The sequence below is a fragment of the Kitasatospora herbaricolor genome (assembly GCF_030813695.1).
Classification (GTDB): domain Bacteria; phylum Actinomycetota; class Actinomycetes; order Streptomycetales; family Streptomycetaceae; genus Kitasatospora; species Kitasatospora herbaricolor.
In genome coordinates this window covers 4,668,384-4,690,706 of the sequence record NZ_JAUSVA010000002.1, presented here as the reverse complement: position 1 = coordinate 4,690,706, position 22,323 = coordinate 4,668,384, and the positions used below count along the sequence as shown (strand labels likewise).

Annotated in this window: 19 protein-coding genes and 1 pseudogene; 10 read left to right on the top strand and 10 right to left on the bottom strand. The window is 71.2% G+C overall.

What is annotated here, in order from left to right:
* Positions 1-82: 82 nt before the first annotated feature.
* Positions 83-775, bottom strand: a complete 693-nt coding sequence (locus J2S46_RS20935; RefSeq protein ID WP_073929198.1) for a PadR family transcriptional regulator — start codon at positions 773-775, stop codon at positions 83-85.
* Between the two features lie 331 nt (positions 776-1,106).
* On the opposite strand from J2S46_RS20935, the gene J2S46_RS20930 reads away from it, so the two are divergent.
* Both J2S46_RS20930 and J2S46_RS20925 read left to right on the top strand, forming a co-directional pair.
* Positions 1,107-3,737 (top strand): transglycosylase domain-containing protein, encoded by a 2,631-nt coding sequence (locus tag J2S46_RS20930; RefSeq protein WP_191288512.1) that lies wholly within the window; start codon positions 1,107-1,109, stop codon positions 3,735-3,737.
* A gap of 161 nt (positions 3,738-3,898) precedes the next feature.
* Positions 3,899-5,569, top strand: a pseudogene (locus tag J2S46_RS20925) (glycosyltransferase family 87 protein).
* A gap of 87 nt (positions 5,570-5,656) precedes the next feature.
* Here J2S46_RS20925 and J2S46_RS20920 read toward each other — a convergent pair.
* The 3 genes from J2S46_RS20920 to J2S46_RS20910 form a co-directional block, all read right to left on the bottom strand.
* Positions 5,657-6,691 carry an alanine racemase gene (locus J2S46_RS20920; protein WP_191288514.1) on the bottom strand — a complete coding sequence of 345 codons (1,035 nt, stop codon included), beginning with the start codon at positions 6,689-6,691 and terminating at the stop codon, positions 5,657-5,659.
* Between the two features lie 56 nt (positions 6,692-6,747).
* Positions 6,748-7,866: a lipid II:glycine glycyltransferase FemX gene (locus tag J2S46_RS20915; protein WP_191288515.1), complete on the bottom strand. Its 1,119-nt coding sequence runs from the start codon at positions 7,864-7,866 to the stop codon at positions 6,748-6,750.
* Between the two features lie 192 nt (positions 7,867-8,058).
* The gene (locus J2S46_RS20910; protein ID WP_191288516.1) at positions 8,059-8,355 is read right to left on the bottom strand and encodes a hypothetical protein; all 297 of its coding nucleotides are present in this window, start codon (positions 8,353-8,355) and stop codon (positions 8,059-8,061) included.
* Positions 8,356-8,667: 312 nt separating this feature from the next.
* On the opposite strand from J2S46_RS20910, the gene rpsF reads away from it, so the two are divergent.
* From rpsF to rplI, 4 genes are all read left to right on the top strand, one after another.
* Positions 8,668-8,958 carry a 30S ribosomal protein S6 gene (gene rpsF, locus J2S46_RS20905; RefSeq protein ID WP_073929193.1) on the top strand — a complete coding sequence of 97 codons (291 nt, stop codon included), beginning with the start codon at positions 8,668-8,670 and terminating at the stop codon, positions 8,956-8,958.
* A 105-nt stretch (positions 8,959-9,063) separates the two neighbouring features.
* On the top strand, positions 9,064-9,675 hold the full coding sequence (locus tag J2S46_RS20900; protein WP_191288517.1) for a single-stranded DNA-binding protein: 612 nt from the start codon (positions 9,064-9,066) through the stop codon (positions 9,673-9,675).
* 77 nt (positions 9,676-9,752) lie between these two features.
* Positions 9,753-9,989, top strand: a complete 237-nt coding sequence (gene rpsR / locus J2S46_RS20895) for a 30S ribosomal protein S18 (protein ID WP_030304537.1) — start codon at positions 9,753-9,755, stop codon at positions 9,987-9,989.
* Positions 9,990-10,006: 17 nt separating this feature from the next.
* Positions 10,007-10,453, top strand: coding sequence for a 50S ribosomal protein L9 (gene rplI / locus J2S46_RS20890; protein ID WP_073929191.1), 447 nt, complete (start codon positions 10,007-10,009; stop codon positions 10,451-10,453).
* Positions 10,454-10,560: 107 nt separating this feature from the next.
* On the opposite strand, the gene J2S46_RS20885 is transcribed toward rplI, so the two are convergent.
* The gene (locus J2S46_RS20885; RefSeq protein WP_191288518.1) at positions 10,561-11,901 is read right to left on the bottom strand and encodes an MATE family efflux transporter; all 1,341 of its coding nucleotides are present in this window, start codon (positions 11,899-11,901) and stop codon (positions 10,561-10,563) included.
* Positions 11,902-12,467: 566 nt separating this feature from the next.
* On the opposite strand from J2S46_RS20885, the gene dnaB reads away from it, so the two are divergent.
* Positions 12,468-13,961, top strand: a complete 1,494-nt coding sequence (gene dnaB, locus J2S46_RS20880; protein ID WP_191288703.1) for a replicative DNA helicase — start codon at positions 12,468-12,470, stop codon at positions 13,959-13,961.
* Between the two features lie 156 nt (positions 13,962-14,117).
* On the opposite strand, the gene J2S46_RS20875 is transcribed toward dnaB, so the two are convergent.
* Together J2S46_RS20875 and def are read right to left on the bottom strand one after the other, a co-directional pair.
* A complete protein-coding gene (locus J2S46_RS20875) occupies positions 14,118-14,681 on the bottom strand; it encodes a dihydrofolate reductase family protein (RefSeq protein WP_191288519.1) in 564 nt (187 codons plus the stop codon).
* 288 nt (positions 14,682-14,969) lie between these two features.
* The gene (def, locus tag J2S46_RS20870; protein ID WP_191288520.1) at positions 14,970-15,641 is read right to left on the bottom strand and encodes a peptide deformylase; all 672 of its coding nucleotides are present in this window, start codon (positions 15,639-15,641) and stop codon (positions 14,970-14,972) included.
* A 143-nt stretch (positions 15,642-15,784) separates the two neighbouring features.
* Between def and J2S46_RS20865 the strand changes: the two genes are divergently transcribed.
* Both J2S46_RS20865 and J2S46_RS20860 read left to right on the top strand, forming a co-directional pair.
* Positions 15,785-16,360, top strand: coding sequence for a winged helix-turn-helix domain-containing protein (locus J2S46_RS20865; RefSeq protein ID WP_370882214.1), 576 nt, complete (start codon positions 15,785-15,787; stop codon positions 16,358-16,360).
* Between the two features lie 551 nt (positions 16,361-16,911).
* Entirely contained in the window at positions 16,912-18,414 is a 1,503-nt protein-coding gene (locus J2S46_RS20860) for a PKD domain-containing protein (protein WP_191288521.1), read from the top strand.
* Positions 18,415-18,753: 339 nt separating this feature from the next.
* On the opposite strand, the gene J2S46_RS20855 is transcribed toward J2S46_RS20860, so the two are convergent.
* Entirely contained in the window at positions 18,754-19,335 is a 582-nt protein-coding gene (locus J2S46_RS20855; protein ID WP_191288522.1) for a DUF4232 domain-containing protein, read from the bottom strand.
* Between the two features lie 106 nt (positions 19,336-19,441).
* The gene (gene manA / locus J2S46_RS20850; RefSeq protein ID WP_191288523.1) at positions 19,442-20,641 is read right to left on the bottom strand and encodes a mannose-6-phosphate isomerase, class I; all 1,200 of its coding nucleotides are present in this window, start codon (positions 20,639-20,641) and stop codon (positions 19,442-19,444) included.
* Positions 20,642-20,956: 315 nt separating this feature from the next.
* Between manA and J2S46_RS20845 the strand changes: the two genes are divergently transcribed.
* Positions 20,957-21,736 carry a polyprenol monophosphomannose synthase gene (locus tag J2S46_RS20845; RefSeq protein ID WP_229912210.1) on the top strand — a complete coding sequence of 260 codons (780 nt, stop codon included), beginning with the start codon at positions 20,957-20,959 and terminating at the stop codon, positions 21,734-21,736.
* A gap of 128 nt (positions 21,737-21,864) precedes the next feature.
* On the opposite strand, the gene J2S46_RS20840 is transcribed toward J2S46_RS20845, so the two are convergent.
* Positions 21,865-22,230: a winged helix-turn-helix transcriptional regulator gene (locus J2S46_RS20840; RefSeq protein ID WP_073929182.1), complete on the bottom strand. Its 366-nt coding sequence runs from the start codon at positions 22,228-22,230 to the stop codon at positions 21,865-21,867.
* Positions 22,231-22,323: the final 93 nt, after the last annotated feature.

The window sequence follows — 22,323 nt, the reverse complement described above, 5'->3', positions numbered from 1 at the left end:
GCTGCTTCTGCAATGACTGAATGACTGTCTGACGGGCGCACGAGGCGCCCACTCCTACCGCGCTGCGCGGGGCAGCGTGGTGTCAGCGCTCCTGAGCGGAGCGCCCCGGGCGGTCGTACGGTGGCTCGGGCGGGTCCGAGGACCCGATCTCCTGGCCACGGCCGTCCGAAGTCTTGTCGGTACCCGACGAGGCGGGTGAGGGCCCGCCCCGTCCTGTCCGGTTGGCCCGCTCGGTCTCGATCAGCTCGTTGAGCCAGCGGACCTCGCGTTCGACCGACTCCAACCCGTGCCGCTGCAGTTCGAGCGTGTAGTCGTCGAACCGCTCGCGGGTGCGGGCGATGGAGCTGCGCATGCGTTCCAGCCGCTCCTCCAGCCGGCTGCGGCGCCCTTCCAGGACGCGCATCCGCACGGCCCGGTCGGTCTGGCCGAAGAACGCGAAGTGGACGCCGAAGTGCTCGTCCTCCCAGGCGTCCGGACCGGAGTCGGCGAGCAGCTCCTCGAAGCGCTCCTTGCCCTCGGGGGAGAGCCGGTAGACGATCTTCGATCGCTTGCCGTTGAGCGCGGTGGCCGGGACGTACTCGACGTCCGGGTTGTCCTCGACGAGGAAGCCCTGGGCCACCAGGCTCTTCAGGCAGGGGTAGAGCGTGCCGTAGGAGAAGGCGCGGAACGAGCCGAGCAGGACGTTGAGCCGCTTGCGCAGCTCGTACCCGTGCATCGGGGCGTCGTGGAGCAGGCCGAGGACGGCGAACTCCAGCACTCCCGACCGCCTGCTCATGCCGGCCTCCTCCTCCCCGCTGGTGGGTTGTATGTCGCTCCGATGTATCGGCTCGATATATCGAGAACAGTAAACCTGGGTCCCCGAACGGGCAAGGGGGGCGCGCGTGGTTGTGATCACAGGATGGTGGTCAAGGGCCGCAAGGCAACGGGCCTGTAATGATCTGTCGTCGTTATGTTCCTATTCGGGCCTGATGCCCGAATAGCAAGGATTCGTAGGTGCGTACGCTGTCGCGTGTGCACGAGGACCACCTCCGGGGTTAGGGCGGTTACGGGCATCGGACGTGAACCCTGCCTTCAGGCTCGACGGCCTGACGAGGAGTTGCTGGAAGATGAGCGAACGACGGCGACGGTCGGACCAGCCGGGCGGCGGTGACCAGCGCCCCGGCGGCGGCCGCCCCTACGCCCATGGCAACCCGCCCGAGGGAGTCCCCTCGTACGAGGGGCCGACCGGCGGTGACGAACTGCGTTCGGACGGCATCGGCCGCCGGCGCCCCGGGGGAGGCAGGGACACCGCCCAGCAGCCTCGGATGACCCGCGCCGAGATGCGCAAGGCCGCCCAGAAGGGCGGCAAGCGCGGTGCAGGCGAGGCACCCGCCGGCCACGGCGGCAAGCAGGGGCCCCCTGGCAAGCCCGGCAAGAAGCGGTTCATCGACTACCCGCGCTTCGGCAAGACCGGCGTGCGCCGCTGGCTGCCGTCCTGGCGGCTCTGGCTGTCCGGCTTCCTGTTGTTCTTCGGCACGGGGGTGGCCGCGGTCGGCATCGCGTACGCGAACACGACCATCCCGGACATCCACGACCTGGTCAAAGAGCAGAACAACATCTACTACTGGGCCGACGGCACGGAGATGACCCGCAAGGGCGAGACCAACCGGCAGATCGTCGACCTGAACGACATCAGCCCGAGCGCCCAGGACGCGGTCATCGCGGCCGAGAACGAGACGTTCAGGACCGACTCGGGCATCGACCCCAAGGGCATAGTCCGCGCGCTCTACAACATGGCCAAGGGCGGCGAGACGCAGGGTGCCTCGACGATCACCCAGCAGTACGTCAAGAACGCCTACCTGACCCAGGAGCAGACGCTCGACCGCAAGGTGAAGGAGTTCTTCATCACGCTGAAGATCAATCAGAAGATGAAGAAGCCCGAGATCCTGAAGGGCTATCTGAACACCAGCTGGTTCGGCCGGGGTTCGATCGGCATCCAGGCCGCCTCGCAGTCCTACTACGGCGTCAACGCCAAGGACCTCGACGTCTGCCAGAGCGCCATGCTGGCCAACCTGCTCAAGGGCGCGGCCGTCCAGGACCCCTCGCTCAGCGCCGCCAACCACGTCCGCGCCGAGCAGCGCTGGAAGTGGATCCTCGACCGGATGGTGATCACCAAGGCGATCACGGCCGAGGAGCGCGCCAAGTGCTCGGTGTTCCCGGAGCCGATCCCGCGCAAGCCTTCCGCCAGCATGAACGGTGAGATCAGCTACCTGGTCGACACCGCGAACAAGTTCGTGATGGCCAAGGACAAGTCGGTCGACCAGCAGAAGCTCGACCTCGGCGGTTTCAAGATCTACACCACCTTCGAGAAGGACAAGGTCGACGCCCTGAAGAAGGCCGTCGACGACGTCCAGGCCGAGACCCTGAACCCGACCAAGCGCCCCGAGCTGGACAAGTTCGTCCAGGTCGGCGCGGCCTCGGTGCGGCCCGGCGACGGCGCCATCGTGGCGATCTACGGCGGCCCCGGCGTGGAGAACAACCACTACGACAACAACGCCGACGCCAAGGGCATCCCGGTCGGCTCGACCTTCAAGCCCTTCGTGCTGGCCACCGCCATGCAGACCGGCGTGCTCACCCAGACGGACAAGCAGGGCAAGCCCGCGCGGATCAACGCCGACAGCCGCTACCTCTCCGACGACATGTCGGAGATCCGCAAGCCGGACGGCTCGCTGGTGATCGGCGACGACGGCAAGCCGTACCGGCAGAAGAACGAGGACACCGGCAAGCGCGGCTACGTCTCGCTGCGCCAGGCCATGCAGTGGTCGTACAACGTCCCGTTCGTCCAGCTCAACCAGGACGTCGGTGGCCAGAACGTGGCCGACATGGCCGAGAAGCTGGGGCTGAAGAAGGAGACCTTCACCGACCCGAAGACCCCCACCTTCGCCCTCGGCACCTCCACCCCCAGCTCGATCCGGATGGCCTCGGCCTACGCGACCTTCGCCGCCAGCGGCAAGGAGGCGGACCCGTACTCGGTGACCAAGGTCGAGTACAACGGCCGGGAGAAGGCGGGCTTCGCCAAGCCGGAGCTGAAGCAGGTGCTGGACGCCGCCGTGGCGGACAACATCACCGACGTGCTGGTCAACGTGGCCAAGAACGGTACGGGCAGCAAGAGCAACGCGCTGGGCCGCCCGGTGGCCGGCAAGACCGGTACCACCGACCAGAACAAGTCGGCCTGGTGGGTCGGCTACACGCCGCAGCTCTCCACCGCCGTCTCGATGTGGCGCGAGGACCCGAGCAACCCGGGGCTGAAGACCCTCAACGGCACCGGTGGCAAGGACTCCAACCACGGTGGTGACACCCCGACCGACATCTTCACCCGGTACATGAAGGCCGCCCTGGCCAACGAGAAGAAGGTCAACTTCCCGACCCCCGAGCCGGTCGGCAGCCAGATCGACTCCTCCGGGGCCCCCAGCACGGCCTCCCCCACGGCCTCGCCGACGGCCACCGAGTCGGCGACCGTGGCGCCCGAGCAGCCCACCGCTCCGGCCCCGCAGCAGCCGACCGCGCCGATGCCGAGCTGCCTGCCCGGGGTGGACTGCGCCGGTACTTCGCCCAGTCCCAGCCCGACCAAGACCCGCCCGACCCAGCAGCCGACCTGTCTGCCGCTGCTGACCTGCACCTCACCGAGTCCCAGCGCCTCCACGGCCGATCCGACCAAGAGCGGGAAGCCGACCAGCAGCGGCGCGCCCGTGCCGTAACCGGCGGTGCCGGACAACGGCGGAAGCAGACGGCGGCGGCCCTCCTCGGAGGGCCGCCGCCGTCGTTCCCGGCCGGTGGCACGGGCCGATCCACCGCTCGCCGGGCGCCGTCGGCGGGGGCATCCTCGTCCACCCGCCCGCGGTGCGGCAGGATGTCCGGCATGACGTCGAGCGCGCGTGACGAATCCACCGGGCCGGACCGGCCCGAAGAGGCCGCCGGGGCGGGATTCCACGCCCCCGTCGCGGTGGCGACCGGCCCCGCCGACCGGCCCGGCCCGCAGCCGGACACGGTCGTCGTGCCGGCCGACGAGGACCCGGTCGCCGCGGCCGGCAGCGAGGTCTTCGGCGGCCCGCCCGGCCGGCGCGCCCTGCTGGGCGTCTCCTGGTGGATCCCGGCCCGCTTCCTGGCGCTCGCCGTGATCCTGACCTCGGTGCTCGGCATGATGCAGAAGCTGCCCTGCTACGACGGCGGCTGGTTCCAGGCCGGCTCGCCGCAGTACGTCCACGCCTGCTACAGCGACATCCCGCACCTGTTCACCGGCCGGGGCTTCGCGGACGGGCTGCACCCGTACGTCGACAGGATCCCGCAGGGATCGCCGGACATGCAGTACCTCGAATACCCCGTGCTGACCGGGCTGTTCATGCAGGTCGCGGCCTGGCTCACGCCCGGCGGCGGTACCGGCCAGCAGCAGGAGCAGTGGTTCTGGGTGATCAACGCGGGCCTGCTGATGGCCTGCGCCGTGGTCGCCGTGGTGGCGATCTCCCGCACCCACCGCCGCCGCCCCTGGGACGCGCTGCTGTTCGCCCTCGCGCCCTGCCTGGCCCTCAACTCCACGATCAACTGGGACCTCCTGGCCGTCGCGCTGGGGCGCTGGCCTGCTGGTCCAACTCGAAGGCCGTCCTGGCCGGTGTCTTCATCGGTCTGGCCACGGCCGCCAAGCTCTACCCGGTGCTGCTGCTCGGCCCGTTGCTGGTGCTCTGCTGGCGGGCCGGCCGGTGGCGGGAGTTCGGGCAGGCGCTGGGCGGCGCGGTGGCGGCCTGGCTGCTGGTGAACGTCCCGATCATGCTGGCCAATTTCGACGGCTGGGCGACCTTCTACACCTTCAGCAAGCACCGCAAGGAGGACTTCGGGTCCTTCTGGGTGATCCTGATGCAGAACCGCGGCGTCGGGCTGGAGAACCTCGACACCTACATCGCCCTGCTGCTCGTGCTCTGCGCGCTGGCGATCGGCTGGCTGGCGCTGTCGGCCCCGCGCCGGCCGCGGCTCGCGCAGCTGGGGTTCCTGATCGTGGCCGCGTTCGTCCTGACCAACAAGGTGTACTCGCCGCAGTACGTGCTCTGGCTGATCCCGCTCGCGGTGCTGGCCCGGCCGCGCGGCCGCGCGGGACTTCCTGGTCTGGCAGGCCTGCGAGGTGCTCTACACCCTGGGCATCTGGTCCCACCTGGGCTTCGTGACCGGCGGCAAGCAGCACGGCATCGGCGACTCCTGGTACCACTTCGCGGTGGCGCTGCACCTGCTCGGCACGCTCTACCTGTGCGCCGTGATCGTCCGCGACATCCTGCTGCCGGACCGCGACCCGGTCCGCTGGGACGGCAGCGACGACCCGTCCGGCGGGGTGCTCGACGGTGCCCCGGACGTCTTCGTGCTCGGCTCGGCCCGGCGGCTCAAGGAGGAGGCGACCTACGCCGCCTACGCGCCGGCCGGCGCCGAGGGCTGGCTGAACGTCCCCGAGGCGGTCGAGCCGACGGCCGTCGAGCCGGGCGCGGAGCCGGGCGTGGGCGGGGCCGGGGCGGACCTGCCGGGCCTCCCCCGGCCGGCGGCCGGGCACTGACGGCGCCTCACCGCGGGGAAGCGAACGGGCCGGCGGCCGCACTCCGGGTGCGGCCGCCGGCCCGTTCGCGTGGTCCGGTCCGCCGGCTCAGCGGTCGACCACCCGGTCGAAGTGCGTGGTGGTGTGCCGGACCTGCAGCCCGAGCTCGTCGCCGATGGCCGGCGGCCGGATCTCGGCGGACAGGAACAGCAGCGAGACCTGCATGTGCGGCGGCTCGGCGAACCACAGCTGCTTGCCGTCCCAGTTGTACGGCGAACGGGTCTTGTTGACGGTCGCCAGGCCGGCCCGGGCGATGCCCTTGGCGCGCGAGGACACGCCCTGGACGTACTTGGGCGCCTCCAGCCCGATGCCGTGCGCGGTGCCGCCGGTGACCACCACCAGGTGCCCGTCGGACGGCGCCGGGTGCTGGCGGTAGCCGTAGCGGTCGCCCTTGACCACCGGGGTCACGTCGAGGACCGTGCCGCGGACCTCCAGCGCGCCGCCGTCGCCCAGCCACAGCCGGGTGCCGATCCGGGCCCGGAACACCGTGGCGGGGTAGCGCTCGGCGAGCCGGGCCATGCCGGCCGCGCCGAGGTGGCTGACGAACACGGTGCGGATCGGCAGGCCGGCGGCCGAGGCGGCGTCCACCCAGTGGGCGACCTCGTCCACCGGGTCGGAGCCGTCCGGCCGGTCCATCGGCAGGTGCAGGGCCAGGCCCTCGAAGGAGACGCTGTCCACCATCTCGGCCACCGCCGCCAGGTCGCCGGCGGCGATGCCGTGCCGCCGCATGCTGGTCATGCACTCCACGACCACCCGCGCGCCCGGCACCGCCCGCAGCGCGTCGGTGCTCGCCACCGTGCGGATCACCCGCGCGTGCGGCAGCGGCAGCACCTCCTCGCCGATCCGGTACGGAGTCAGGACCAGCAGCTCGCCGCCGTACCAGGTGGCCGCGTCGGCCGCCTCGTAGGCGGTGCCGACGGCCAGGATGCCGGTGCCCAGCCGGGTCGCCTCCTCGGCGAGCCGCTGGTTGCCCAGGCCGTAGCCGTTGCCCTTGGCCACGGGCACCAGACCGGGGAACTCGGCCAGCACGGACTGCTGGTGAGCGCGCCAGCGGTCGGTGTCGAGGTAGAGCGACAGCGTCATCGGGTCATCTCCCGGAGGGAATGGGGACGAGGAAGGGGGACAGCGGGCCGGGCGGGTCAGCGCCGCGACATGTAGATGTCGAGGGCCTTGTGCAGCAGCTTGTTGAGCGGGAAGTCCCACTCGCCGAGGTACTCGGCGGCCTGGCCGCCGGTGCCGACCTTGAACTGGATCAGGCCGAACAGGTGGTCGTTCTCGTCCAGGGTGTCACTGATGCCCCGCAGGTCGTACACCCCGCCGCCGAGCGCGTACGAGTCGCGCATCATCCGCCACTGGATGGCGTTGGACGGCTTGACCTCGCGCTTGTGGTTGGCCGAGGCGCCGTAGGAGTACCAGATGTGCTCGCCCACCACGAGCATGGTGGTCGCCGCCAGCGGCTCGCCCTCGTGGTACGCGATGTACAGGCGCATCCGGTTCGGGTCCTCGGCCGTCAGCGCGTTCCACATCCGCTGGAAGTAGGCGAGCGGGCGCGGGGTGAAGCGGTCGCGCTCGGCGGTCACCAGGTAGAGCTGGTGGAAGACCGCCAGGTCCTCGTAGCCGCCCTGGACGACCTCGACGCCGCTCTTCTCGGCCTTCTTGATGTTGCGCCGCCAGAGCTGGTTGAAGCCCTTCTGGATGTCGTCCAGCGAGCGGTTGGCCAGCGGCACCTGGAACACGTAGCGCGGCTGCACGTCGCCGAAGCCGGCGCCGCCGTCCTCGCCCTGCAGCCAGCCGGACTTCCGCAGCCGGTCGGCCACCTCGAAGGCCCGGGCCTCGTACCAGTCGGCCTCGACGTCGCGCAGCCGCTTGGCCTGCTTGGCGGCGATCGCCTCCTTGATGGTCGGCGCGTCCCAGCGCCGGATCACCACCGGCGGGCCCATCTTCACGGAGAAGGCGCCCTGCGACTTGAGGTGCGCCAGCATCGGCTCCAGCCAGCGGTCCAGGTCGCGGTCGAACCAGTCGATCACCGGGCCCTCGGGCAGGTACGCCAGGTAGCGCTTGATCTTCGGGAGCTGGCGGTAGAGCACCAGGCCGGCCCCGACGATCTCGCCCGACTCGTCGATCCAGCCGATCGACTCGGAGCGCCACTCCGCCTTGACGTCGCCCCAGGACGGCACCTGCATGTGGCTGGCCGAGGCGCGGGTCCGGATGAAGGCGAGGTGCTCCTCGCGGGTGATCGTCCTCAGGCGCAGACTCATGCTCGGTGCTCCTTGTTGGTCGGGCTGTGCTGCCCAGGGTCTGGCAGTGACCCTATCGTCCGGATCCCGGACCGCTTCGGGCGCGGGCAGTGCGACGCCCCCGTCCGGTCACCTGTCCTCCGATAGGTACGAGACGGGGGCGCCTGGGGTTCCGCCGGCGGCGGATCTCGTGGGCGCGTCAGCGCGCGGGGCTCACCAGAATCCGCCGTGGGCGATGCCCAGGTAGAAGCCCCACGCGGACATGCCGGTCGCGACGACCAGCACGAACCGTTCGGCGGTGGTGACGGAGATGAACTGCCCGTACATGCCGGTGACGACGCCGATGATCCCGGTCCAGGAACTCAGCATGTGCAGGCCGTGGAAGAACGAGGTCGTGAAGGCCAGGACCCCGAGGAGGGCGGTGATGCCCACCAGGGTGTTCTCGCGTGGATGCCGGTGGCCGTCGGTGTTGAGGGTGAGCGCGGGGAACCGGTGCATGGTCTGTGCCATGAGTCCCACCTCCTGAGGAGGAGACGAACGAGCAGGCGGTCGCAGCCGTCGCGGCCTTCCGTCCAGATTGCGGTGGTTGGGGCATGGATCACAACCCCTATGCATTTTGTTCGCCCGACCGGGTGCGGGTAGGCTGTGCGGTCTGCACTGGTGTAGTTGTGCCCCCTCGTGCCCTCTTGCGGGAACGGCGGGTCGCATTGTCGGACCCGGCCGCTACGGTGGCCGTGTCGTCACTGCTCCGGTGCCGACGCTGCACAACCCTCCTGCCACGGAGAGACCGTGGCCGTTGAGTCCAAAGGAGGTGGGTTACCCATGCGTCACTACGAGCTGATGGTCATCCTCGACCCGTCGGTCGAGGAGCGCGCTGTCTCCCCCCTGATCGAGAACTTCCTCAACGTCGTCCGCACCGGTGGCGGCAACGTCGAGAAGATCGACACCTGGGGCCGTCGCCGTCTGGCCTACGAGATCAACAAGCAGTCCGAGGGCATCTACTCGGTCATCGACCTCAAGGCCACGCCTGAGGTCGTCAAGGAGCTCGACCGCCAGCTCAGCCTGAGCGAGTCGGTTCTCCGGACCAAGGTCCTGCGCCCGGACACCCACTGAGCCACCTCTGACGCCTCCGGGCGTCGGGTGACTCGCGTCGCCTGTTTCACGTGAAACAGCGCGGCGAGCATTGAACGCGGACTCCACCGAGAGGTCACCACCACCATGGCAGGCGAGACCGTCATCACCCTCGTCGGCAATCTCGTCGACGATCCCGAGCTGCGCTTCACCCCGTCGGGTGCGGCGGTCGCGAAGTTCCGCATCGCGTCCACCCCCCGCACCTTCGACCGCCAGACGAACGAGTGGAAGGACGGCGAGAGCCTCTTCCTCACGTGCAACGTCTGGCGGCAGCCGGCGGAGAACGTGGCCGAGTCGCTGCAGCGCGGCATGCGCGTCATCGTGCAGGGCCGACTGCGCCAGCGGTCTTACGAGACCAAGGAAGGCGAGAAGCGGACGGTCTTCGAGGTCGAGGTCGACGAGGTCGGCCCCAGCCTGCGCTCGGCGACCGCCAAGGTCACCCGGGCCAACCGGTCCGGCGGGCCGGGCGGTTCCGGCGCTCCCGGTGGTGGCAGCGGCTTCGGCGGCGGCCAGCAGGGCGGCGGCGGGTACGGCGGCGGGCAGCAGGGCGGCGGTGGCTGGGGTGGGAACTCCGGCGGCGGCCAGTCCGGCCCGTCCGACGACCCGTGGGCGTCCAGCGCCCCCTCTGGTGGGAACCAGGGCGGCGGCGGCTGGGGTGCCCCGGCCGGTGGCGGCTTCTCGGAAGAGCCCCCGTTCTAAAGCTGACAGATTTCGTGCGGACCGGGCACCCGCGTTGATCCGCGGGCCCGGACCGTGAAACCCAAATGGAGCACACGATGGCGAAGCCGCCTGCTCGCAAGCCTAAGAAGAAGGTTTGCGTCTTCTGCAAGGACAAGGTCAACTACGTTGACTACAAGGACACGAACTTGCTCCGCAAGTTCATCTCCGACCGCGGGAAGATCCGCGCCCGCCGGGTCACCGGCAACTGCACCCAGCACCAGCGCGACGTCGCCACGGCCGTGAAGAACAGCCGTGAGATGGCGCTGCTGCCCTACACCAGCACCGCGCGCTAAGAGAGGGTGACCGAATAATGAAGATCATCCTCACTCACGAGGTGCCGGGTCTCGGCGGCGCCGGCGAGGTCGTCGAGGTCAAGGACGGCTACGCCCGCAACTACCTGGTCCCGCGTGGCTACGCCATCCGCTGGACCAAGGGCGGCCAGAAGGACGTCGACGCCATCCGTCGCGCCCGCAAGGTGCACGCCATCCAGACGCTCGAGGCCGCCAACGAGGTCAAGGGCAAGCTGGAGGGCCTCCAGGTCAAGCTGGCCGTTCGCTCCGGCGACGCCGGCCGCCTGTTCGGCTCGGTGACCCAGGCCGACGTCGTGGAGGCCGTCAAGGCCGCCGGCGGCCCGGTCGTGGACAAGCGCGCCGTCGCGATCGCCTCGCCGATCAAGACCGTGGGCACCCACAAGGTCTCGGTCAAGCTGCACGCCGACGTCCAGGCCAACCTCGACGTCGCCGTCGTGTCCGCCTGAATCCCGTAGCAGTGGCCTGAGGGCCGGGCTCCGTCATGGAGCCCGGCCCTCGGTCGTTCCCGGACGGCGGGTCGCCCGCGGCGCCGCTGCGATCCGGGCGGTTCGGCTCAGGCCCGGACCGCGCCGGTGACCAGCCACTTGCCGCTCCGCGCCCGGCCGCACAGGAAGGCGCCGCGGACCAGCATGAACAGGTTCATCGCCCACCACAGGCCGGTCAGGCCGAGACCCAGCGCCGGCACCGCCAGGGCCGCCGGGACGAAGGCCACCAGGGTGCCGAGCATCGCCCAGGCGAGGTAGGTGCCGTCGCCCGCGCCCATCAGGACCCCGTCCAGGACGAAGACCACCCCTGCGGCCGGCTGGCTCAGCGCCACCAGCAGCAGCACGTCGTCGAGCTGGGCCTGGACGGCCGGGTCCGGGGTGAAGAGTGGGACGTAGAGCGGTCGGGCGACCACCAGCAGCAGTCCGAGCAGGACGCCGCAGCCCACGCCCCACTCGACCATCCGCCGGGTCGCCGCCCGGGTCCCGGGGACGTCCCCGGCGCCCAGGTAGCGCCCGACGATCGCCTGACCGGCGATCGCGATGGCGTCCAGGGCGAAGGCCATGAAGATCCAGAGGGTCATCGCGATCTGGTGTCCGGCGATCTGGTCGTCGCCCAGCCGGGCCGCCACGGCGGTGGCGATCATCAGGACGGCCCGCAGGCTGAGGGTGCGGACCATCAGCGGGCCGCCGGCCTTCGCGCAGGCGCGGATGCCGGCCGGGTCCGGCCGCAGGCCGGCGCCCTCCCGGCGGGCCCCGCGGACCACCACGACCAGGTAGACGGCGGCCATCCCGGTCTGGGCCAGCACGGTGCCCCAGGCCGAGCCGGCCACCCCGAGCCCGGCACCGTACACCAGGACGACGTTCAGGCCCAGGTTCGCGGCGAACCCGCCGACGGCCACCACCAGCGGGGTCCGGGTGTCCTGCAGACCGCGCAGCACCCCGGTGGCGGCCATCACCATGAGCATCGCGGGCAGGCCGAGCGAGCTGATCCGCAGGTACGTCACGGCGAACGGCGCGGCGGTGGGGGAGGCGCCCAGCAGGGACACCGCCCACGGGGCGAGCAGGAGGGCCAGCGCCACCACGCCCAGCGAGAGCAGCAGGGCGAGCCAGATGCCGTCCAGGCCCTGCTGGACGGCGGCCCGGCGGTCCCCGGCGCCGATCCGGCGGGCGACCGCGGCGGTCGTCGCGTAGGCGAGGAAGACGAACACCCCGGCGACGGTGGTGAGGGCGGCGGAGGCGACGCCCACGCCGGCCAGCTGCGGGGTGCCCAGGTGGCCGACGATCGCGGAGTCGGCCATCAGGAAGAGCGGCTCGGCGACCAGCGCGCCGAAGGCCGGCACCGCGAGGGCGAGGATCTCGCGGTCGTGCCGGCGCCGGTCGCGGCTGCGGAGGTCTGCGGGGAGCGTCATGACGGCCAGCCTACTCATCCACAGGTAAGTGTCACAAGGTGATGTCAGTCATTACGGGACAACCGGGCCGAGGGTATCCACAGGCCTGGGGGCCGGCTGGGTCCACCGGCGTGTGAACTATTTCTCATGCACAGCCGGTGGAAGGAGTAATCGCAGGTCAACAGGTTGACGGTAGGGCGATGGTGTGGTTATCCACAGTGCTGTCCACAGGGGTGTCCACAGGTTTGGCGCAGTTCTCCACAGGGACGGGCCCGTCATCCACACGGCCTGTGGATAACCATCTTGGCTGAAGGGCACCCGGCCCCTTAGCGTGGGTCGCTCGCCCGACACTCCAACCGCTGCCCGCCGTCCGATTTGTCGGCACGGTGGCGTAGAAAGAGGAGCGCACCACCGCTCCACCGAGTCACCGGCAAGGCCTGCTCCAACTCGCACCAATCGCTGATCGGGGAACACGCGTGACCGGCCCCCAGTACGACGACCACGATGCCCCGCCGCCGGAGGACGACTGGCAGCCGTCCGACGACGCCTTCCCGGCCGGCCCCTTCGCCGACGCCCCGTTCCCGGACGTGCCGGGCGACCGGCTGCCGGTCTCGCGCGGCCGTGCGGGTGGCGGTGGCGGCGGCGGTGGACAGGGCGGTGGCGGTGGCGGCGGCAAGGGACGCGACGGCGGCTTCCAGCGGGGCGGCGGCAAGCAGCGGCGCGACGAGGAGGACGAGCGCCCCGGTGCCGTCGACGGCTTCGAGCGGGTCCCCCCGCAGGACCTCGCGGCCGAGCAGTCGGTCCTCGGCGGCATGCTGCTCTCCAAGGACGCCATCGCCGACGTGGTCGAGGTGCTCAAACCGCTCGACTACTACCGTCCGGCGCACGAACTCATCCACAGCGCGATCCTCGACCTCTACGCGCGCGGCGAGCCGGCCGACCCGATCACCGTCGCCAGTGAGCTGACCAAGCGCGGTGAGCTGGTCCGGGTCGGTGGCCCCGGTTACCTGCACACCCTGGTCAACTCCGTCCCGACCGCCGCCAACGCCGAGTACTACGCGGAGATCGTCCACGAGCGGGCCGTCCTGCGCCGGCTGGTCGAGGCCGGCACCCGGATCGCCGGCATGGGCTACGCCGCCGAGGGTGACGTCGACGAGATCGTGAACGCCGCCCAGGCCGAGATCTACGCCGTCACCGAGCAGCGCACCAGCGAGGACTACGCCCCGCTGGCCGACATCATGGAGGGCGCCCTCGACGAGATCGAGGCGATCGGCTCCCGGCAGGGCCAGATGTCCGGCGTCCCCACCGGTTTCGCCGACCTCGACGCGCTGACCAACGGCCTCCACCCGGGCCAGATGATCGTGATCGCGGCCCGTCCCGCGATGGGCAAGTCGACCCTGGCGCTGGACTTCTCCCGCGCCTGCTCGATCACCAACGGCCTGCCGAGCGTGATCTTCTCGCTCGAAATGGGGCGCAACGAGATCGCCATGCGCCTGCTGTCCGCCGAGGCCCGGGTCGCCCTGCACCACATGCGCTCCGGCAACATGACGGACGACGACTGGACCCGCGTCGCCCGCCGGATGCCCGACGTCACCAACGCCCCGCTCTACATCGACGACTCGCCCAACCTGTCGATGATGGAGATCCGGGCCAAGTGCCGCCGGCTGAAGCAGCGTCAGGACCTCAAGCTGGTCGTCATCGACTACCTCCAGCTGATGCAGTCCGGCGGCTCGCGCCGGGCCGAGAGCCGCCAGCAGGAGGTCTCCGACATGTCGCGAAACCTGAAGCTGCTGGCCAAGGAGCTCGAAGTCCCGGTCATCGCGCTCTCCCAGCTGAACCGTGGTCCCGAGCAGCGTACGGACAAGAAGCCGATGGTCTCCGACCTGCGTGAATCGGGCTCGATCGAGCAGGACGCCGACATGGTCATCCTGCTCCACCGCGAGGACGCCTACGAGAAGGAGTCCCCCCGGGCCGGCGAGGCCGACCTGATCGTCGCCAAGCACCGTAACGGCCCGACGGCCACCATCACGGTGGCCTTCCAGGGCCACTACTCGCGCTTCGTGGACATGACGCGGGAGTAGCGGGCGGGCCGGGCGGGGGCCCGAAGGGCTGGGCGGGGTCCCGCGGCGGTCGGCGGACGGACGGCGGCACCGCCGCTGTCATGAGACCCGCAGTTCAGGGGCTTCACTCGTTCGGGTGGCTCGGGGTGCGGTGTCCGGGGCACCCGGGACGGGCGCTCAGCGCCTGGTCTCGTACCTGGTCAGGATCACGCCGCCGGGAAGTGTCCGCGTCTCCACCAGGTTCAGGTTCACCCAGGAGTCCAGCGCGGTGAAGAACGGCGTGCCGCCGCCCACCAGGACCGGTGCGGTGGCCAGCACGTACTCGTCGATCAGCCCGGCCCGCATGGCCGCGCCGGCGAGCGTCGCGCCGCCGATGTCCATCGGGCCGCCGTCCTCGGCCTTGAGCCGGGTGATCTCCGCGACCGCGTCGCCGGCGACCAGGCGGGTGTTCCAGTCGACCTCGTCGATCGTCGAGGAGAACACCACCTTCGCCATGTCCCGCCAGCGGCGCGCGAACTCGGCCTCCGCCGGGGTGGCACCGGGCCGCCGGTCGCCGGTCGGCCAGTGGGAGCTCATGGTCCGCCACAGCTTGCGCCCGTAGAGCGACAGGTCGGTCGCCTGCAACTGGTCGGACCAGAACTGGAACAGCTCGTCGCTCGGCACGCTCCAGCCGATGTCGTCGCCGGGCGCGGCGATGTAGCCGTCCAGGCTCAGGTTCATGCCGTAGATCAGTTTCCGCACGGCGTCAGCCTTCCGTGGGTCGGTCTCACGCGTACAGACCGGCACGGCGCGGGAAGCCCGCCGGAGCCCGATCTGATCTCACATGCTAGTCCTGGTGCCCGGTGACGCAGCCGCAAACTCTTCGTCGCGCCGAGGAATCGGCATCGACCGGGGACCGGTCCCGGGTGACGTCGGGGTGGGGCGGCGGAGAAGCCAGAAGGTGACGGAAGACCGACATGTCATCGGCGGCGAGGCTGTCCAGGAGCAGGAGCAGGAGCGTGCGTCAGGAGCGTGCGTCAGGAGCAGCCGTCAGGCCACGGGCCGGCCGAGGCCGGCGGCCTTGACGCTGCGTCGGGCCAGGACCTCCTCGCGGCGGTCGGCCGTCTCCCGCAGGGCTTCCTTGCGGTCTCGGCGGGACAGTCGGTCCAGGTAGAGGTGGCCGGCCAGGTGGTCGCTCTCGTGCTGCAGGCAGCGCGCGAAGTAGCCGGTCCCCTCGATCAGGAGGGGACTGCCGGTCAGGTCGAACCCGCGTACCACGGCGTGGTCGGTGCGGGGCAGGGACATGGCGGCGCCGGGTACCGAGAGGCAGCCCTCCAGGTCGTCGACGAGCCGGCGGGCGCCCGGCCCCGGCAGCTCCAGCACCGGGTTGACGATGTGGCCGACGTGCCGGATCCCGGCGTCGTCCAGGCAGTCCCAGACGAACACCCCCAGATCCACGCCGATCTGATTGGCCGCCAGGCCGGCGCCCTCGGCCACGTGCATGGTCAGGAAGAGGTCGTCGATCAGCGCCGACAGCTCGGGGGTGCCGAACGCGGTCACCTCCCGGCACGGCCGCCGCAGGACCTCCTCGCCCACCTCCGTGACCCGCCGCACCGAACCGCGTTCGGCCTCCGGCGGCAAGGCGGGGTGGGAGTCCACGGGTACGCCCTGCAGGCGGACCCGCCGGTCCGTGGGACGGGGCCGGTCATGGCGGACGGACATGCCGTCTCCCCCTCTTCTCGCTTCGTGCGGGCGCCGTGGCGCGGCAGGTGCGGGCCGGTGCCTCGCGGTCGGGTCCCCCGGTCTCCTGCCGGCGGCTTGCCAGTGGCTTGCCAGTGGCTTTGCAAAGTAGCAGACTTTGCAAAGTGGCTGAAGAAGACGTCAACTCCGCGCCCGGCTCGGCCGATCCGGGCGCGGACCGGCTGCCCGAGCACGAGATCCGGACCGCCCTGCTGGACCTGCTCGCCGAGGTCGGTACCGTCACGGCAACCGAGGCGGCCGGGCGGCTCGGTCACAGCTCCGGGCTCTGCTCGTTCCACCTGCGGCAGCTCGCCCGGTACGGGTACGTCGAGGAGGCCCCGCACCGCGGAGGCCGGGCGCGTCCCTGGCGGCTGCGGCACCAGGCACCCGCGGGCGACCCGGACCAGGTGGAGTTCGGGGACCTGGCCCGGAGGCTGGAGGACGAGAGCTGGCAACGCTGGCTCGACCGGCGGGACCAGGAGCCGGCCGGCCGGCGCCACGACGAGGCGTTCAGTGCGGTCGCCTACCTGACGCTCGGGGAGATGAGTACGGTCGCCGCCGCGGTCCGGCGGGCCCTCGCCCCCTACCAGGACCGCGAGCAGCGCCCCTTGGCGCGCCCCGACGGGGCCCGGCCGGTCGCGGTCGTCACCCGGCTCTTCCCCTTGCTTCCGGCCGAGGCGGGCGATCCGGGCCCAGGGTGACCGGTGAGGCGTGCGGCCGGACAGCACGAACGGGGAGCTTCCGCCTCCGGTCGGGTGACGGTGGGTCGCAATTCACTGACGGTGTGTTCGTGGCGGATCCACACGGGGTGCGGGAGGTGACCCTCACGGGCCGATTTCAGCATTCCGACGCCCGGACTTCCCCTTGCGTTACCCGGGGGATTCGCCTCCCGGTCGAGGTGGAAGCGCCCGGAAAGGCCATGATGGGAGGCTGATTGATCCCCTTTGCCGCATTTCTGGCACGGTGGGCGGCCGGGTCGCGGACGGGGCCGGCAAAGCCGTCAGGAATTGCGTTGTTGGGAATGCCGACGATCTGTACGCTGAGCCTCCTGTCTGTCCTGATCGGTATTCAAGAGAACTGGTGGCCAGTGCCTCATCCCCGTCTCGTAGCGGCCGCAGCTGTATTCGCGGCCGGTGTCGCCCTGATACCGAGTGCGGCCTTCGCTGCCGGCTCGTCCCCCGCGGCGGGCTCGCCCGCCGCAGCCGCCGGCGCCCAGCGCGCGGTTGGGGCCGAGCTGTCCGCGGCCAAGTCCGTGAACTTCCCGACCGTCACCAGCCCGGCGGACAAGGCGGTCCACTCGAAGGCCCAGGCCGGTACCTTCGGCAGCCACGCCGCGGCGGACTCCACCGCCAACCCGAACCTCTCGCTCGGCCTGGTCGCCCAGGGCACCAGCGCGTACGGCTTCTCGCTCACCCCCGAGGTGAAGAGCGCCGACGTGCCGGTCACCACGGTGGTCGACTGGGGCGACGGGCAGACGAGCACGACGAAGTCCACCGGCGGCAGCCAGGACAAGTCCACGCACTCGTACGCCAAGCTCGGCACCTACACCATCACGGTGACGGCCACCGACGAGTCGGCCAACCAGGTCGTCAACAAGATGACGGTGACCACGTACGGCTCGCTGTACACCCCGTACGGCCCGACCCGTCTGCTGGACACCCGCGGCAGCGGGGTGCAGCCGTACACCAACGCCCGGGTGCAGATCGGTGGCAACGGCGGCATCCCCGTCGGCGTGACCGCGGTGGCCCTCAACGTGACGGTCACCAACGCCACGACGGCCGGTCACATCACGGCGTACGGCGAGGGCACCACCCTGCCGACCACGTCGAACCTGAACTTCAACGCCGGCCAGACCGTGCCGAACCTGGTGATCGTGCCGGTCGGCGCGAACGGCTACGTCGACCTGTACAACGGCGGCTGGGGCAGCGTCGACCTGATCGCCGACGTGGCCGGGTACTTCAGCTCCAGCTCGACCAGCGGCTACACCTCGCTGGCCTCGACCCGCATCGCGGACACCCGGGACGGCACCGGTGTGTCGTCGGCGGCGCAGCTCGGCGCGGGCGCCTCGTTCTCCCTGCAGATCGCCGGCGGTGCGGGCGGTCAGCTGCCCGTCTCCGGTGTCACCTCGGTGGCGCTGAACGTGACGGTCACCAACCCGCGCAGTGCGGGCTTCCTGACGGTCTACCCCGGCGGCCAGACGGCTCCGACGGCGTCCAACGTCAACTTCGTGGCGAACCAGACGGTCGCCAACTCCGTGATCGCGCCGGTCGGCGCCGACGGCAGGATCCAGATCAAGAACGGCGGCTGGCAGCCGGCCGACGTGATCGTGGACGTGGTCGGCTACTACAGCGGCGCGAGCCGGAGCGCCTACCTGCCGGCCTCCCCGGTCCGTCTGATCGACACCCGGGAAGAGGCCGAGGGCCCGCTGCTGCGGAGCCAGTACTACCCCGTCCCGCTGGGCAAGGACCTGCCGACCGTCACGGGCTTCGTGCTCAACACCACCGTGACGAACACCACCGGCGTGGGCTTCCTCGCGGTCACCCCGGACCCGAACAGCTGGGACTCGTACCTCAACGGGACTGCCTACGTGCCGAACCGGCAGCCCGGTTCGGTGCTCAACTGGCAGCGGGCCCAGACCGTTCCGAACCTGGTCCAGGCGAGCAGCGGGTCCACCGGCGTCATCGACTTCTGGAACGTCAGTGACGGCAACGCCGACCTGATCGTGGACCTCTTCGGGTTCTACACCACCGACTGACGCATCTGCGGTAAATCGTTCCGACGAGCCCGGAGTTCCGCGGCGGCGTGCCATGCCGCCCCGGAATTCCGGGTTTCGTTTTTGCCCGGTTCTCCGGATTCCTTCCGGGCCGTCCGGAACGCCGGAATTCTGCGCCGGTCGGGTGGGGGTCCGTCGCGGGCCGACGGAATCCGTTGCGCTCGCCGGGCGCCCCCTTCCGGCTTCGGGTACCGGAATGCCGTCGTCGGCCGTGCGGACCTGCCGGTAAGGGCATTCGCTTCGCATTGCCGCAACAATCGGATGCGGTGCGGCAGGGGCGCCGATGCGGCGCGGCGATCCGGCGGCCACGGCGGCCGGCCGCTACCGGGCGGCCCTGGTCCAGGGCGCCACGGCCGGCGCGACGGCGTCGCCGAAGTCGAGCGGGTGGTCGGGCGTCACGGTCTGCGGGGGCCGGTCGGCGGTGGGGCCGATGGCCAGGTGGGTGCCGGTGCCGGCGGTGAGCGGTGTCGGCAGGACCGGGCCGACCAGGGTGTTCCGCCAGGCCAGCAGGCTCGTCGCCCGTTCGCCGGGCAGCAGGGTGACCTGGACGGGCGTGGCGTCGAGGCCCCCGACCGCGCCGTAGGCGGAGGAGCCGCTCTCGACCTTGACACCGAGCGGCCGGTGTTCGTCGTCCAGGACCTCGACGGTGGGGTACCCCGTGACGGTGTAGCGGTGGATGCCGCAGTTGACCATCTCGATGGTCAGGACGCGCAGCCCCATGGCGGCGTCGGCGGGCCCGGACGTGATGGCGACGCCGGGGTCGGGGCAGTCGGCGCGGCCGGGCGCGGCCGCGGGGGCCGTAGCCGGTACGGTGCCGCAAGCGCTGAGCAGTGCGCCGGCCGCGAGCAGCGGCGCGAGGCGGCGCAGGCGCCCGGGGCGGCGGGTGTCCGGCGTGGTGGTCACCGTTCGATCCTGCCACGGGCCGCCCCGGGCCCCGGGGCGCAGGTCTGACGAGGCCTCAGCACCGCCGGTCGGGAAGGGCGGGGGCCGCACGGGCGGCGCCGCGGCCTCAGAGCGTGACGGTGGCCCGGAAGACGGTGGCACCCGGCCCGGTGAGGGTCGTGTCGGTGCCGGTGGCCGGGAGGAACGCGGACTCGCCGCGGGCGAGGTCCAGGGTTTCTCCGTCGGCGGCGGTGAGCCGGGCCGTGCCCTCGGTGCAGAGCAGGATCTGCGGGGCGCGGCCGTCGATCCGCCGTTCCTGCTCGCCGAGCAGGAAGCGGGAGAGCCGGAACTCGTCGATCGGGACGGGGTACAGCTCCTCGCCGGGTGTGCCGGGCACCGGAACGGGCCGCAGGACGTCGGGGTCGGCGGGGGTGAAGCCGACCACCTTCATCAGCTCCGGGACGTCGATGTGCTTGGGGGTGAGGCCGGCCCGCAGCACGTTGTCCGAGTTGGCCATCAGCTCCACGGCGGTGCCGTACAGGTAGCCGTGCGGGACGCCGGCGCCGAGGTAGAGGGCCTCGCCGGGCTGCAGCCGGACGTGGTTGAGCAGCATGCCGGCGAGCAGGCCGATGTCGCCGGGGAAGGTCCGGGTGATCAGCGCGTACGGCGCGTAGGGGCCGTCGGGGTCGCCGGCGGCGGCCTTGTCGACGGCCTCGGCGCTCTGCCTGACGATGCCCTCGGCGGTGTCCGGGGCCATGGTCAGGATGTGCGCCAGGGCCTCGCGCAGCGCGGTGGGCTCGGGGCCGCGCCGCAGCAGGCCGATCAGGGGGGTGAGGGCGGGAACCTCCAGCGCGGCCATCAGGGCGGCCGCGTCGGCGGGGCGGCGGAACCCGCAGAGGCCGTCGAACTCGTCGAGTGCACAGATGAGTTCGGGCTTGTGGTTGGCGTCGCGGTAGTTGCGGTGCGGGGCGTCGACCGGGATGCCGAGGGCCTCCTCGGCGGCGAACCCGGCGCGGGCCTGGTCGAGCGTGGGGTGGGCCTGGATGGAGAGCGGGATGCCCGCGGCCAGCACCTTGAAGAGGAAGGGCAGTCCGTTGCCGAACCGGGCCACCGTGTCCGCGCCGAGTTCGCCCTGCGGGTCGGCGGCGATCAGCTCGTCGAGCGGCCGCGGTCCGTCGCCCCGGTCGGTGCGGGAGGGGGCACCGGGGTGGGCGCCCATCCACAGCTCGGCCTGCGGGCTGCCGGTGGGCTCCTGCCCGAGCAGTTCGGGGATCGCGGTGACCGAGCCCCAGGCGTACGGGCGGACGGTGTTGACGAGCCGGTCCATGCGCGCGGTCCTACTCCTTCGGCACTGAGGTGGGCGCCGGATCGCCGGGAGGTGGCCCTGCGGGCGCGGTCAATCCTGGCAGAGGCTGGGAGTCGACCCTAGCCGACTGGTCGTACGGCTTGGCAAGCCGTCCGGCCGGGGTGGCCATGCGTGTGCGGACCGCCTTCGCGGACCGCGCGGGGAGTGGCCCTCCGGGTGCGGTATAGGATGCCGGTTCTCAAGACTTTCTGTCTCCGCGGGCCGTCCGGAAGGTCCTGCATCGTTGATGCGGGTACGGGCGGCGTTCCCCGCCCCCATCGCTCGAGAGGCTTGCACGTGACCGCGACCCAGCAGACTTTTGCTGATCTCGGCAAGGTGCTGGTGATCATCCCGACGTTCAACGAGGCCGAGAACGTCGAGCTGATCGTCGGTCGGGTCCGGGCGGCCGTGCCCGAGGTCCACGTGCTGGTGGCGGACGACAACAGCCCCGACGGCACCGGTGACATCGCCGACAAGCTGGCCGCCGCGGACCCGCAGGTGCAGGTGCTGCACCGCAAGGGCAAGGAAGGCCTGGGCGCGGCGTACCTGGCGGGGTTCCGCTGGGGCATCGACCACGGCTACGACGTGCTGGTGGAGATGGACGCCGACGGCTCGCACCGCCCCGAGGAGCTCGACCGGCTGCTGACCGCGCTGCGCGGCGCCGACCTGGTGCTGGGTTCGCGCTGGGTGCCGGGCGGCCGGGTGGTGAACTGGCCGAAGTCGCGCCTGCTCCTCTCGCGCGGCGGCTCCACGTACTCGCGCCTGATGCTGGGTGTGCCGATCCGCGACGTGACCGGCGGCTACCGGGCGTTCCGCAAGGAGACGCTGCTCGGGCTGGGCATGGACGAGGTCGCCTCGGCCGGGTACTGCTTCCAGGTCGACCTGGCGTGGCGCACGGTGAAGGCCGGCTTCAAGGTCGCCGAGGTGCCGATCACCTTCGTCGAGCGGGAGCTCGGCGCGTCCAAGATGAGCCGGAGCATCGTCCTGGAGGCCCTGTGGCGGGTCACCTCCTGGGGCCTGACCGACCGCTTCGACCGGATCACCGGCAAGAAGAACGGCGCCGGCCGGGCCGAGTAGGCCTGCCACCCTCCCTCGCACGTCGCAGCACCCGGACCGCCTGGTCCGGGTGCTGTTCTGCGTTCGCGGCGCGCGCGGCCGGCCCCTGACCGGCACATCCGGGGGCCTGCGGTCGGCAGATCAGCAGATCAGCAGGTCGGGCGGCCGGGGCAGAGGTGCAGCTCGGCCCAGCGGGCGAGTTCGCCCAGGGCGGGGCGCAGCGCCGCGCCGGAGTCGGTGAGGCGGTAGCTGACCCGCAGCGGCGGGCCTTCGTCGACCTGGCGGAGCACGAGACCGGCGTCGGCGAGTTCGGTGAGCCGGTCGGAGAGCATCCGCTCGCTGATGCCGGGGATGGCCCGGCGCAGCTCGGAGAAGTAGCTGGGCCCGTGTTCGTCCAGCACCGCGACGACCAGTCCGGTCCAGCGCTTGCCGAGCAGTTCGAAGGCACGGGTGATGGCGAGGCCCACGCTCTGACAGGGCTCGGTCGTGCTCGTCGGTACCTCCTGCGCGGCCATGGATACAGGGTACCGGCCGCCCGCTAGTGACTATAGAAAAGTAAGCTGCTACGTTAAGCGCAGCTGCCGACAAAAGGTCAGCTCCTTATTAAT